This window comes from Pedobacter rhodius, from assembly GCF_027213645.1.
Lineage (GTDB): Bacteria > Bacteroidota > Bacteroidia > Sphingobacteriales > Sphingobacteriaceae > Pedobacter > Pedobacter rhodius.
Genome location: NZ_JAPWGL010000002.1, coordinates 13,136 through 27,188, shown reverse-complemented (window position 1 = coordinate 27,188; position 14,053 = coordinate 13,136). Strand labels below are relative to the sequence as shown.

At 35.6% G+C, this 14,053-nt stretch carries 10 protein-coding genes; 6 read left to right on the top strand and 4 right to left on the bottom strand.

Annotation, left to right across the window (positions count from 1 at the left end):
- Position 1: 1 nt before the first annotated feature.
- Positions 2-439, top strand: a complete 438-nt coding sequence (locus O0931_RS05610; protein ID WP_269414584.1) for a hypothetical protein — start codon at positions 2-4, stop codon at positions 437-439.
- Here the strand turns inward: O0931_RS05610 and O0931_RS05605 are convergent.
- The gene (locus tag O0931_RS05605; protein WP_269414583.1) at positions 436-2,595 is read right to left on the bottom strand and encodes an FUSC family protein; all 2,160 of its coding nucleotides are present in this window, start codon (positions 2,593-2,595) and stop codon (positions 436-438) included. The two genes, O0931_RS05610 and O0931_RS05605, sit on opposite strands and share 4 nt — an antisense overlap.
- 1,022 nt (positions 2,596-3,617) lie before the next feature.
- Here O0931_RS05605 and O0931_RS05600 point away from each other — a divergent pair.
- Positions 3,618-4,970: a PhoH family protein gene (locus tag O0931_RS05600; protein ID WP_269414582.1), complete on the top strand. Its 1,353-nt coding sequence runs from the start codon at positions 3,618-3,620 to the stop codon at positions 4,968-4,970.
- Here the strand turns inward: O0931_RS05600 and O0931_RS05595 are convergent.
- The gene (locus tag O0931_RS05595) at positions 4,967-6,178 is read right to left on the bottom strand and encodes a TCR/Tet family MFS transporter (RefSeq protein ID WP_269414581.1); all 1,212 of its coding nucleotides are present in this window, start codon (positions 6,176-6,178) and stop codon (positions 4,967-4,969) included. The two genes, O0931_RS05600 and O0931_RS05595, sit on opposite strands and share 4 nt — an antisense overlap.
- Positions 6,179-6,575: 397 nt before the next feature.
- Between O0931_RS05595 and gyrA the strand changes: the two genes are divergently transcribed.
- The 3 genes from gyrA to O0931_RS05580 all read left to right on the top strand — a co-directional run bounded on the left by gyrA (position 6,576) and on the right by O0931_RS05580 (position 11,521).
- Positions 6,576-9,173, top strand: coding sequence for a DNA gyrase subunit A (gene gyrA, locus O0931_RS05590; RefSeq protein ID WP_269414580.1), 2,598 nt, complete (start codon positions 6,576-6,578; stop codon positions 9,171-9,173).
- Between the two features lie 30 nt (positions 9,174-9,203).
- On the top strand, positions 9,204-10,292 hold the full coding sequence (locus tag O0931_RS05585; RefSeq protein ID WP_269414579.1) for a tetratricopeptide repeat protein: 1,089 nt from the start codon (positions 9,204-9,206) through the stop codon (positions 10,290-10,292).
- 92 nt (positions 10,293-10,384) lie between these two features.
- On the top strand, positions 10,385-11,521 hold the full coding sequence (locus tag O0931_RS05580) for a tetratricopeptide repeat protein (protein WP_269414578.1): 1,137 nt from the start codon (positions 10,385-10,387) through the stop codon (positions 11,519-11,521).
- A 186-nt stretch (positions 11,522-11,707) separates the two neighbouring features.
- On the opposite strand, the gene O0931_RS05575 is transcribed toward O0931_RS05580, so the two are convergent.
- Positions 11,708-12,142 carry a Fur family transcriptional regulator gene (locus O0931_RS05575; protein WP_269414577.1) on the bottom strand — a complete coding sequence of 145 codons (435 nt, stop codon included), beginning with the start codon at positions 12,140-12,142 and terminating at the stop codon, positions 11,708-11,710.
- A 192-nt stretch (positions 12,143-12,334) separates the two neighbouring features.
- Positions 12,335-12,730 carry a MerC domain-containing protein gene (locus tag O0931_RS05570; protein ID WP_269414576.1) on the bottom strand — a complete coding sequence of 132 codons (396 nt, stop codon included), beginning with the start codon at positions 12,728-12,730 and terminating at the stop codon, positions 12,335-12,337.
- Positions 12,731-12,814: 84 nt separating this feature from the next.
- Between O0931_RS05570 and O0931_RS05565 the strand changes: the two genes are divergently transcribed.
- Positions 12,815-14,014 (top strand): GTP-binding protein, encoded by a 1,200-nt coding sequence (locus tag O0931_RS05565; protein ID WP_269414575.1) that lies wholly within the window; start codon positions 12,815-12,817, stop codon positions 14,012-14,014.
- The last annotated feature ends 39 nt before the right edge of the window (positions 14,015-14,053 follow it).

Here is a 14,053-nt window from a genome sequence, read left to right as displayed (position 1 = left end):
TATGAAAACGTCCATTCTCTTGTTTTTCTTTTTAGTGTTAACCAAGCTGTCGTTCGGCCAGCAATTAAAACAAAATATAGATTATCAATATTACCGTGACGATAAAAACTATTACGCTTTTGAGCTTTTCAAAAATCAATCCTCGAATGATGATAATTTAATGCTCAATTTTACATCAAATGTTGAATTTAAAAAAATAGACAAAATCTATATTCAAGCAGGTACAGAAGAAGTTAAAGTAAAATTTAAAGTCAGGGCGGAGGTTGTGTCGTCCGATAATCCGGCGTTTAGATTTTATCCGGTTGTTTTCAGCCTTAAAGATTTAACTCATAAAGAAATTGATTGTGAGGCGAAAATTAATTTTAAAATGGACAATGGGATGATTTACACTTTGCCATTTAACATCTGTAACCTTAAGCTGCAATTAGCCCAAAACTAGATTTTAATTTTAAGCGATAGCTTGTATAAGTCATAAACTACTTTTTGAATTAAATCAAATTGTTCCGGAACCAAATCTTCTCCTGATTTAATCTGTAAAGAATTATCATTTAATCTTATCAGCGGAACGTTTTCAACAGTATTCAGCCCTTTTTCCAGATTATTAATGGAAGTATCAAATAAATAAATAGTATTATTTGCGATTGGTTTTAAAGCGTCAAAATTTTCAAAGTGGAAATCATGCTCCTTATTATAAAGTGACAGCGTAGCAATATAGGATGAGGTGAGGTGGTTTAAAGCCGTAAACTGATGAACTTCTTTAATAAACAGCTGTTTACTTTTCGGCTCAGAAAACATTCTTTGAAATAAAGAGGCCAGGTTTGCTGTACTTACGTAAACTTCTTTACGGGCGAGTTTGTACGCTGTTCTATCATAATTCTTTTCAAAATACAGCTTTACAACCTGTTCAAAATAGGCTTTGTTTGCCTGTAAAATATTTATCATCGCCTCTTTAAGTTTTTCATGCTCCCAGGTTGGGAATAAAGAATAACTTGCTAAAAGTGCAATTCCAGAACCAATAAAGGTATCGTAGATTCTTTCCCTTGCCAAAGCCAGAGAACCCATACCCAAGAAGTCAAATAAAATTAATATGTATGGTGTCATAAACAATACGCTTACCACATAGTTTTTCCTTTGAAAACTGTAACAGCCAATCATGCAAATCAGCAATATGGCGAATAAAGTATTTCTGTCATGCACATAACTCAAAACACCCATTCCAATAAACGCACCAACTGTAGTTCCGATAAGCCGCTGATAATTTCGTTCTTTAGTTAAACTGAAACCAGGTTTCGAAATCACCAGGATGGTTAATAGTATCCAGTAACTATGGGAAAAATTTAAGAGTTGCGAAACCACAAAACCCAATACCATTACCACGGTTACACGTAAAGAATGCCTGAAAGTTGATGAGCTGTAGGTGAGGTTTTCGGTAAAAAGTTTAAAATCGAATTTTTGCCTGGTAATAAATTTCTCCGTATCTACTTCCGCTTTGCGGATATCTTTACTATTCCTGAGTTTAAAATAACTGTTTATCGTTTTCACCCTGCCAAGAATATTTTCGATGTTTACTTCAATATTTTTTAAAGCAATAATCCCTAATGTGCTGAATTGCTGTTTATCATTATTTTTCTCAAAATTATTTATTTTGATTTTTAACCGTTCAATCTCAATAAGCAATCGTTTGGATAAGACCGGACTTCCGCCACTTTTTAATGCAAAAGCAATATCATCAAGGGCATAAGAAATCCTTTTAATAGCCATTTCATAATCAGGCAATATATTTGCCGCATCAAATTGTTCGTGAAGCTGTTTGTAATTGTAGTAGGTAGACATTACCTGCTCAAATAAGTCGACCATATCTACAAAAACCAGCATTAAAAATCTGCCTTCCGGCGTAGAGTCTCTTATAATTTCACGCGTGCGAAATAACAGTTCCCGTACGGCATCCTGCTTTTCGTGAACAGAAACCTGTAGTTGAAGTAAATCGGCATACGTTTTATCATAATTATTGTTCCGGTGATAAAATTTAGCCTTTTCACGAAGAAATTCCGCAACCTCTATAATTGAATCACTTAAAGACTGCTGAACCAAACGGAAAGGACGTAAGCGGTAAACAAAATAACTCAAACCAGTATACCATAAACTACCTGCCAGAATCATCAGCGAATGAATAATTACCTCTTGCCACGGACGTATATCATCGATACTTAAAACCATAATCAATAGGGTAGCGGTACCAATGGAAGCGGCCCTGATTCCGTAAATGTAAAACATAGAAAATACGAAACTGGATGCCGCCAATAAAACGCCGATAAAATAATGACTTTTATTGGTCAGTCCGGTTAGTATAGAAAAGAGAAATATCAGGCCTGTAGTAACCAGCATTGCATTTCTTCTGTGAACCATTGGACCGGGGCTATCCACCACACTAACACATAATGCACCAAGAGAAAGTGTCATGCCGTATTTAAGCATGCCATAGTGTGCAAATATTAAAGACGGTAAAAGAACACCTATGGTAATGCGCAAGCCATCTGCAAAGTAGGTACTAAGTAAAAAATCCTGAACATTTCTAACGGGTTGTCTGATTTGCATGCTTACAAAAATAACATAATTAAGAATGTTTTTTATGGTGTGTTTTTATTTAACTTTTTTAAAGATTTTAGTGTTTTAAGCAGAATTTAAATTTCTATTTTCTTAAAAACTTTAAGTAATTGTTTATAAGTCGATTAAAGTGAATTGTTAATAACCCGAAACAACATCGGTTAAAACAGTAATAAGGCCTTATTAACTAAAATAACGTGTTGATAAGACTGATTTTCAGGTTAATAACTTTGTTTATAAAAACCATCACTTTTCTATTGACAGGAATGCTTTTACGGCCGATATTAGATGATATCAAATACGGAGTAATTGAAAGTCTGACGAGAAATTCAAAAGAGAGACGGAACCGAAAGGGAAAGTTTTTCGAATTATCTTAAAAAGAATATGATTGTTTCTTAAACGGGTTAAACCAATCAAGAATATGAATGTTGCAATCGAAAGATTAAGACATCAGAAAAATCAGAAGGCTTAAGCAGACATTATTGAAAATAGTTTTGTTTTACGGAGCATCGCTATTGGAGATAATTTCTAAACGATTTACAAAAGTTGCAAAACCAAGTAAAAACGAAGAAATTCAATTTACAGATTTATTAGATGCCTTAATATTAATTACGGTTATTATTAAGGTTAAAACGGGGAACTGAATCGAAAGAAGAAGGGCCCCGTTTTTATTTTAAGCCATTTATAAACGGCAAGTGTACAAATAGCTCGCTACGGAAACACTGATTTTACAAAAAAATTCTGCCGTCAATCTACGTTAATTACCGAAATCAACGGGTGCATTAAATAATATGCCATGGAAACAATGATCATCACAGAATATATTTGAACATATCATCTATCTGCGTTAATCCCCGGAATCTGCGGGAAAATTAAATAATATGCCACGGGCACACTGATTTTACAGAAAATTTTTAAATTATATCATCCATCTGCGCTAACCCGCAGGCATGTAAAATAAACGCATAATATTTACCTGCATCATTTTAGTAAAGAAATATTAAATTTACAAAATGGCTAAAAAAGATAAACCCGTCTCCAATTCGTCAAAAAAGATTTTCGTTTTAGATACTTCAGTTATTTTATATGATCATGATGCAATAAACAACTTCCACGAGCATGATGTAGCCATCCCGATTCAGGTATTAGAGGAACTTGATAACTTTAAGAGCGGAAACGATACCCGAAATTTTGAGGCCAGAAGTTTTATCAGATTAATAGATACCACTTCAAAACAAAAGTTGATTAGTGATTGGGTAGCCTTAACAACGCCAAATTCGGGCAAGTTTAAAGTTGTTTTAAACGAAAAACCTTTAAAAACAGATGCCGAAGAAATTTATGGAAAAGGTAAAACCGACCATAAAATTTTAAATGCTGCATTAAGCTTAAAAGAAGAAAATCCCGGTAAAAAAGTTGTTCTGGTTTCGAAAGATATATGCCTTCGACTAAAAGCAAAAGCACTTAATTTAAATGCAGAAGACTATGAAACAGGTAAAATAAAAAATGTTGATGAACTTTATGCCGGTAAAACAGAATTGCTGAACTTTTCTGAAACTGTTATAGATGAGGTTAAAAAAGAAAAATTTCTGGATACGGCGGCTATTGAACTACCCGCAAAAGAAGGAAACCATTTTTACATCCTGAAGAACAAACGAAAAACAGCCAACGTATTTTACAATCACAGTTTAAAAACCATTACTTCTGTTTCTACAGAGGCGATTTTCAAAATAAAACCTAAAAATATTGAACAGGCCTTTGCTATAAATGCCTTGTTAAACCCCGATGTAAAATTAGTAAGCATACAGGGGAATGCCGGTACAGGGAAAACACTCTTAGCGTTAGCAAGTGCTTTAGAACAGCGCAGAGATTTCAGGCAGATTTATATAACCAGGCCAATTGTTTCTTTAAGTAATAAGGATATCGGTTTCTTACCCGGTGATGCAAAATCAAAAACCGACCCTTTTATGGCGCCCATTTGGGATAATCTCCGGTTTATTAAAGAGCAGTTTAATGGCGACGATAAAATGTCAGCAAAAATTGATGAGTTAATCACAACAGAAAAAATTGCGATTGCACCTTTAGCCTTTATCAGAGGAAGAACCTTAACAAAGATTTTTTTTATCATCGATGAGGCACAAAACCTTACCCCACACGAAGTAAAAACGATTATTTCGAGGGCAGGTGAGCATACGAAAATTGTCTTCACGGGTGATATTTACCAAATTGATACGCCTTATTTAGATGCCGAAAGCAATGGTTTATCGTATTTGATAGAACATGCTAAAAATCACCCGCTTTATGCACACATCACCCTGCAAAAAGGCGAGAGGAGTGAGCTGGCCAATCTGGCTAATGCTTTACTCTAATGGTACTTCCTCAATGCCCTGATGGCAATAAACAAACCTATCAAAGTTAAAAATGCACTCAAAATAAAAGGTGCACCGGGAAAGTAAAGTGGTGTTCCATCCTGAATAAAATAAACAAAAATATGGCTGGCCAGAAAAGGGCCGATAATGGCAGCCAGGCTTTGTAAACTGGTTGTTATGCCCTGAATTTCTCCCTGTGCATTTTCCGGTACCTGATTGGAAATAATACTCTGCATGGCTGGTCCGCCGATACCCGCTAAGCAATACGGAATGATAAAAAGCATCATCATTAATCCATTTGCCGCAAATGCAAAACAAACAAAGCCAATTATATAAAGCATCAATCCGAAATAAATTGCTTTCCGATTCCCAATTTTAGGAATAATTACCCGGATTAATCCACCTTGTACCAATGCAATCATTAATCCAACAACACCTAAAGAATAGCCAATCATTGTAGAATCCCATTTAAACTTTTCAATAACATAATACGACCAGTTTGATTGTACGGAATGGCTGGCTACATATAACAACAGGAGGGTGGCTAACAAACCCAGTATTGCCGGGTATTTCGATGCATTTATAAAAGAGCCAATCGGATTTGCCCGTTTCCATGAAAAATTTCTCCGGTTTGCCTTTGATAAGGATTCAGGAAGAATGAAATAGCCATAAAGCCAGTTTACGAGAGCTAAACCTGCCGATATCATAAATGGAACCCTTAGCCCAAAATTACTGAATAAGCCACCTATAACAGGACCTAGAATAAATCCGACACCAAAAGCGGCACCCACCATACCAAAATTCTGGGCTTTCTTTTCAGGTTCAGAAATATCGGCAATATAAGCCATAGCCGTTGTAAAACTCGCACCGGTAATCCCGGCAATAATTCTTCCGATAAATAACCAGAAAATGGTTGGTGCAAAAGAAAGAAAAATATAGTCTATGCCCAATCCGAATAAAGAAAAAAGCAAGATAGGCCTTCTGCCATATTTATCACTTAATCCACCCATTATAGGCGAGAAGATAAATTGAGCTAATGCAAAAGCGACCATTAAATAACCGCCATAATCTGCCGCCACACTAACACTTCCACCGGTAAATTCCTGAATCAATTTTGGTAAAACAGGTATTATGATTCCGAAACCTGTAAAATCTATCAGGAGGGTTATCATAATAAATATCATTGCTGATTTTTTTTCTTTTGCCATCAGGTATATCGGATTATACGCAAAAATAGAATTTTAATTTTAGGGTTTTACAGAATTTAAATAATCTTATCACGCAGATTTACGCTGAATTAAAAATAACCTGGTTAGTTTTTTTTGATAAATAAAATCCATTTTTTTAACCTCAGGTTTTATAACCTGTAAATCTGCGGCGATTAAAATTGACCGGATGAAAACCAAAGAAAAGTCGCTTGGTCTTTAAATTGAAAAACTAATTAAACACCGCTGTAAGAACCTAAAAAAAATGTGACATCAGAAATCCCTTATTAAAGCTCAAAACTTTTCCACAATGCCTTATTTCGGCATAATTTTGCTAAATTCGCAAGGTTATAATAATACCTTTTTTAAATATCGTTTTTGATAACGAGAATAATAATTTATGGCAGAAGATTTAGAAAATCAGCAAAACGACAAAATCATTCAAATAAATATCGAGGAGCAGATGAAATCGGCCTACATTGACTATTCAATGTCGGTGATTGTATCAAGAGCGCTACCTGACGTACGTGATGGCTTAAAACCGGTACACCGCCGTGTTTTATATGGTATGCTAGGATTGGGTGTTACCAGTGGTAAGCCGTATAAAAAATCAGCCCGTATTGTGGGTGAGGTTTTAGGTAAGTACCACCCACATGGTGATGCATCAGTATATTTCACCATGGTTCGTATGGCTCAGGATTGGAGCTTACGTTATCCAATGGTAGATGGGCAAGGAAACTTCGGACACATTGATGGTGATTCGCCTGCGGCAATGCGTTATACAGAGGCCAGATTTAGTAAACTGGCTGAAGAAATGGTCGCCGATATCAATAAAGACACGGTAGATTTTCAGTTAAATTTTGATGATACCGAGCAAGAGCCAACTGTTCTGCCTGCAAAAATCCCTAACCTTTTAGTAAACGGTTCATCGGGTATTGCAGTAGGTATGGCAACCAATATGGCGCCACATAATTTAACAGAAGTTATTGATGGCGTTGTAAATTATATAGACAACAAGGATATTACCATTGAGGAACTGATGAAGTTTGTAAAGGCTCCTGATTTTCCAACCGGTGGTATCATCTATGGTTATGCCGGTGTTAAAGAGGCTTTCGAAACCGGTCGCGGACGTATCGTAATGCGTGCAAAGGCAGAAATCGAAAACTTAAAAGATCGGGAGGTTATTATTGTAACCGAAATTCCTTACCAGGTTAACAAAGCACAAATGATTGAGCGTACTGCTGAATTGGTTGGCGAGAAAAAACTGGAAGGTATCTCAAACATTAAAGATGAATCGAATAAAGACGGTATTCGTATCGTTTACGAAATTAAGCGTGATGCCAACGCATCTATCGTACTAAATAACCTGTATAAGTATACTGCGTTACAAACTTCCTTCAGTGTAAATAACATTGCATTGGTAAAAGGCCGTCCGCAAATGTTAAATCTGAAAGATTTAATTGTACATTTTGTAGATCACCGCCATGATGTCATTGTCCGTCGTACCAAATACGAGTTATCCGAAGCAGAAAAACGTGCCCATATTTTAGAAGGTTATTTAATCGCTTTAGACCATCTGGATGAAGTAATTAAGTTAATCCGTGCATCTGAAACACCGGAAGAAGCGCGTCTAGGCTTAATGGAAAAATTCGGCTTGAGCGATCTTCAGGCCCGTGCAATTCTGGATATGACGCTTCGTCGTTTAACAGGACTGGAGCGCGATAAGATTAAAGAAGAATATGCGGAATTGATGAAAACCATCGAATATTTGAAATCTATCTTAGCGGATGAAGGTTTGCGTATGCAGATCATTAAAGATGAGCTGGCGGAAATCCAGCAAAAATTTGGTGATGAACGCAGAACAACCATCGTTCACTCTGCCGAAGACATGAGTATGGAAGATTTCATTGATGATGAAGAAGTTGTAATCACCATATCACATGAAGGTTATGTAAAACGTACACCTGCAACGGAGTTCAGGGCTCAAGGCAGAGGCGGAAAAGGTTCTAAAGGAAGCAATTCTAGAAATGAAGATTTCATCGAACATATGCTGGTTGCAACCAACCACAATTATATGCTGTTCTTTACCGAAGCCGGAAGGTGTTTTTGGTTAAGGGTTTATGAAATCCCTGAAGGCACCCGCACGAGTAAAGGAAGAGCCATCCAAAACATTATAAATATTCCGAAAGAAGAAAAAATTAAAGCTTACATCAAAGTTAAAAACCTTAAGGATCAGGAATATTTAGAGAATAACTTTATCATCATGTGTACTAAACAAGGTACAATAAAGAAGACATCTCTTGAGGCCTATTCCCGTCCACGTGTAAATGGCATCAACGCCATAAACATTAATGAAGGCGATGTATTATTAGAAGCATGTTTAACCAACGGACAAAGTGAAATTGTTATGGCACTGCGTTCCGGAAGAGCAATTCGCTTCAACGAAAGCACAGTTCGCCCGATGGGTAGAACAGCAACTGGTGTGCGTGGCGTAAGGCTTGCACATGATAAAGATGAGGTTGTTGGCATGATTGCTGTAAACAATCCGGAAGTTACGGTGTTAGTTGTATCAGAAAAAGGATATGGAAAACGTACCGATATAGAGGATTACCGTGTTACAAACCGGGGAGGTAAGGGCGTAAAGACAATTAATGTTACCGAAAAAACAGGACAATTAGTTTCCATTAAAGACGTTACGGATAGCGAAGATTTAATGATTATTAATCGTTCAGGTATTGTAATCAGAATACCTGTATCCGCATTAAGGGTAATGGGACGTGCAACACAAGGGGTACGTTTAATATCTTTAAAAGGTGATGACGAAATTGCATCGGTAACGAAAATAGACCACGAGGAGGATGAAGAAGAGACCGTTGATTTAGAAAGTGTTGTGGTAGTTGACGGGGAAGAAATAGAAGCTGATCCGACTGCAGAGGCTGATGATACTGATACTGAAGAAGAAGGTGAATCAGATAACGAAACTGAAGACGAAAATTAATCCAATAAATAAGAATAGAATAATAATTTTATGAAAAGAGTAGTTCTAAGTATAATTTTAGCAGGTGTAGTAAGCTTTGCATTTGCTCAGAAAAGCGAAGTAGCAGAGGCAAAAAAGGCATGGGGCATATTCCAGATTACGGGACAAAGTGCGTCTATACCATTGGCAAAGAAATTAGAAACGTTATCAGCAGCATTAGCCCATACAGATAAAGCAATTGCAGATGAAAAATCGAAAGTTATGCCTGAAGCATGGTCTTACAGGGCATTGTTTTCATCAGCTATAGCGCTTGTTGATACAGCTAATGCACAAAATGCGGATGCAAATTTAAAAATTGCAACAGAAGCGGTTGCGCAGGCAAAAACTTTAGATACCAAAGGTGCAGAAAAAGAAAACATTGCACTTGCAGAAACAAATATCTCGAATGCAGTTAGAAATGCAGGTGTTGTTGCTTATAACAAAAAGGATTATAAAACTGCTTACAGCAAATTTGTTCAGGCTACAGTAATCAACCCTGCTGATACCGCAATGTATCTGAACGCCGGTATTGCAGCAAGAACATTAGGCGATTATCCAAATACAGTTCAACAATTCAAGAAAGTAATTTCTTTAAATTCGCCTCAATCTAAAGATTTGTATGCAGAGATTATTGATATTACTTTAAAACAGCAAAAAGATACAACTGCGGGTTTGGCTTTAATTAAAGAGGCTTCGGCAAAATTCCCTGAAGAGCCAAGTTTTATCAAAACCGAAACTCAAATTTATATTGATAAAGGTGATGGCGCTAAATCAGAGCAAATGCTTAATACATTAGCTGCTAAAGAGCCGAATAATGCAACTTATCAGGTTTTACTAGGTAATATTTATTTTTCTCAGGCTTTAAAACTTCAGAATGATCGTAATAAAATTGATGGTAAAAAAGTTAAAGAATTTAATGAAGTTACCGCTAAAATGAATGGTTTACTTGACAAATCTGTACCTTATTACAAAAAAGCATTAGATATTGATGCTAAAAATGCAGGTGCTTTAGAAACACTGAAAACCATCTACGCGTTCAAAAACGACACCAAAAATTACGATGAAATTAAAAAACGTTTAGATGCTTTGCCTAAACAATAAGTAATCGAATTAAAAAAAAGAGCCCTGAAATTTTCGGGGCTCTTTTTTTTATGTTTATTTTTACTAAATCATATTATAATACCATGCGAAGCTTGTTCAAATTTTTAGTTACTTTCTTAATTACGCTATCTCTTAATTCATATGCTCAAAAGAGCCAGATGTTAATTGCCCGTAATGCGGTTGGTAAACTACAGGCATCTTTCGCAGGTAAGGAAGATTCGAAAAAACAATTAGGGATTATAGCTGAAGGCCTTAAATCTATTGAATCGGCCGAAAAAGATAATAAAACCAAAAACTGGCCTGAAACCTGGGCAATTAAATCCTATTTAACTTCCTACGCCGCAATTATTGAAACTGATGCAACAGCATCTTTTAAGTATTTTGATACCGCCGTTGTTGCCATAAAAAGAGCGAAGAGTTTAGATAAATATGAGGATCCTTCCGGGCTAATTAAAGCTTCAGAGCATAATATTTTAATAAAAAAACAGGAGCGGGGCAATCTTGCTTATTTCAATAACGATTTTAAAGAAGCGCTTGATGATTTAAAGGAAGTTAGCGATAATTTTCCGGCAGATTCTACTTTAGCCTTGAATACGGCAATTTGTGCACAAAATGTACAGCAGTACGACGAATCTTTAAAATATTTTAAGAGGGCGAAAGAAGATAGCATCCGCAATCCTGCGGTATTTCAGAAAATGGCACAATTGTATATCGCTAAATCTGATAACGCAAACGCAATTAAAACATTAGAAGATGGATTGGCTCTAAATGCCTATAACCATACGCTTACTAATGATTATATAAATCTTTTGTTGGATACCGAAAATTACAGCAAAGCCGAAGGACTGATAGAAAACAATTTAAAAGTAGAAAAAGGAAATAAATTATTATTCTTTCTTTACGGCTATTTACAGCAAGTTGGCGGTAACAATTCTACAGCAATTTTGGCTTACAACAAAGCTTTATTAACCGACCAGAATTACTTTGATGCGCTATATCAGCTTGGCCTGGCTTATGTAAATACAGCAAATGAAACGTTGAAAAAATCTGAGGCAGATAAAAACACCCAGTACAGCTCGTTAATTAACCGTGCTCAGTTTGCATTGTTGCGTGCAAATGAAATTAATCCTAACGACAAGCAAACTGTTCAATTGCTTATCGAAATTTACGCCCGTAAAAATGCGAAGGATAAAGTGCAGGATTTAAAAAGGAAATTGCAGGAACTTTAGTTGGGGAAAGTAGTTTGAAGAAAATACAACTTAACATAATATTAATTATAAGACAAAATAGTTATGTTATCTCTACACACAATTTAAACCAAATAAAGCGCTGTTATGCGTGTAAAGTCTAAAACAAATTGTGATTAACATTCAGATAGCATCTTAAGGCTTCGAAGAATATATTTTAACGGTTAATTAATCCTTATCAGCGCACGCTGCACAAATACCGCTTGCGATTAAATTTAGGTTTTCAACCTTAAATCCGGCAGGCACCTTAAATGCCGGGATTTGAACATTAGCTAAACAATAAACTTTTTTGCAGTTATTGCAGTTAAAATGAACATGTTCGTCGTGATGCTCATTTGCATTGCAATTGCCTGAACATATTGCGTAATTTGCGGTACCATGATTATCTAAAACTTTATGGATAATTCCTTTTTCTTCAAACGCCTTTAAAACACGATAAAGCGTTACCCGGTCAACCTCCGTCCCCATCACCTGTTCCAGATATGGCTGAGAAGTAGCAGAATCACGGTTGCTTAAAATATCCAGAACCTGTAATCTTGGCCCCGTTCTTTTTAGTCCGTTCTTTATCAATAATTTTTCAAAATGATTTGAATTATCCGTCATGGTAAAACAAAAATAAGCAATTAATTATGAGTTTGAGCTTTAACACCTATCACAACCACGGGCTTAGTCATATGCCCTTTATGTAATTCCAAGCCATTATTTACATCATGTTTACATCCCGGGTTTACCATTGAAATAAAAATTAAGAATAATGTGAAGGCAAGTTTATAGTGCTTAGTCATAAGAATTTACTTAATGTTTATGATTGGTTGAGCAAGATTTTAAAAGTCTCAGGTTTATCAAATGTGCCAGTGCAATTGTAAAACCTCCAAATGGAATTAAAATCGGCTCAAGAAAATCAATATTCAAAAAATGTCCCATTACGATTAAGGCAAACCCGGTAACGAATAGAGAAATCGGCAGAATGTTATAATGCGTTTTTTTAAAGGAAGCGGTTAAAGACCATATTCCAAGAATCAATGAAATTACTATCATAAAAATTTCCATCCATTCATTTGCCAGAAAACCTAATCCCCAGATTGGCAATATTGTAATTAAGAATGGTATAGCAGCACAATGTATGGCACATAAAGTTGAAGCCGTTATACCTACCCTGTCGAGGTTAATGTGGTACCGAAGTATTTTCATAGACTATTTTAGACAACAAATATAAATGCAATATAGTTGCATTTAAAAATTTAGTCTATATATTTGCAACTTAATTGCATTAAAATGATAAAGAAATTACCGGTAACTGTATTAAGTGGTTTTCTGGGCGCTGGAAAAACCACACTATTAAATGCCATACTAAAAAATAAGCAGGATTTGAAAGTAGCAGTAATTGTGAACGATATGAGCGAAATTAATATTGATGCTACCTTAGTCATGAATCAAAATACACTCTCAAAAACTGATGAAAAACTGGTTGAAATGAGTAATGGCTGTATTTGCTGTACTTTAAGAGAAGATTTAATTCTGGAAGTGGAAAAACTCGCCAAAGAGAATCGTTTCGATTATTTGATTATTGAAAGCACAGGTATCTCTGAACCGCTCCCTATAGCGCAAACCTTTTCATTTGTAAGTGAAGAATCAGGCGTAGACCTTAGCCGTTTTAGTCAGATAGATACCATGGTTACGGTTATTGATGCATTTAACTTTTACAAAGATTTTGGTTCTGCTGATAGATTAATTGACAGAGCAATGGTTGATGACACCAGTGATAAGCGAACTATTGTGAATCTATTAGTCGACCAAATTGAATTTGCTAATGTAATTCTGCTGAATAAAACAGATTTGGTGAGCCAAGAAGATTTAAAAGTGTTAAAGTCGCTGATTCGGAAGTTAAATCCTTATGCCAAAATACACAATACACTTTTTGGTGAAATAAATCCATCCTTAATTTTAAATACCGGGCTTTTTGATTTTGAATCTGCGTCTGAAAGTGCCGGCTGGAAAAAGGAATTAGAAGAAATTCACATCCCTGAAACAGAAGAATATGGCATTAGTTCAACAGTTTTTTGCTCAACGAAACCTTTCCACCCGGAAAGATTATGGAGATATATTAATCAGGAATTTCCACAAACAATTATCAGGTCTAAAGGTATATTTCACTTAGCGGCTATGCGTGAAAAGGCAATTCTATTTTCACAAGCCGGAGGCTCATTAAGAATCGATTACGCAGGTGTTTGGTGGGCAAGTATGGATGAAAATGAAAGAAAAAATTATGTAGATTATCTTGAAAATGAAACAGAAATAAAAAAGAACTGGGATAAAGAATTTGGTGATCGAAAGAATGAATTGGTGTTTATTGGTCAGGAAATGAATGCTGAAGAACTTAAAGCAGATTTAGAGCGGTGTTTGTTAACGGACTTAGAAATTAATAAATATTTTTTGGGAATTAAATTCGTTAATCCGTTTGAAAACGTTTTATAATTTTTCGATGCTTAACTGAGTTGTAAAACGAACCATTAG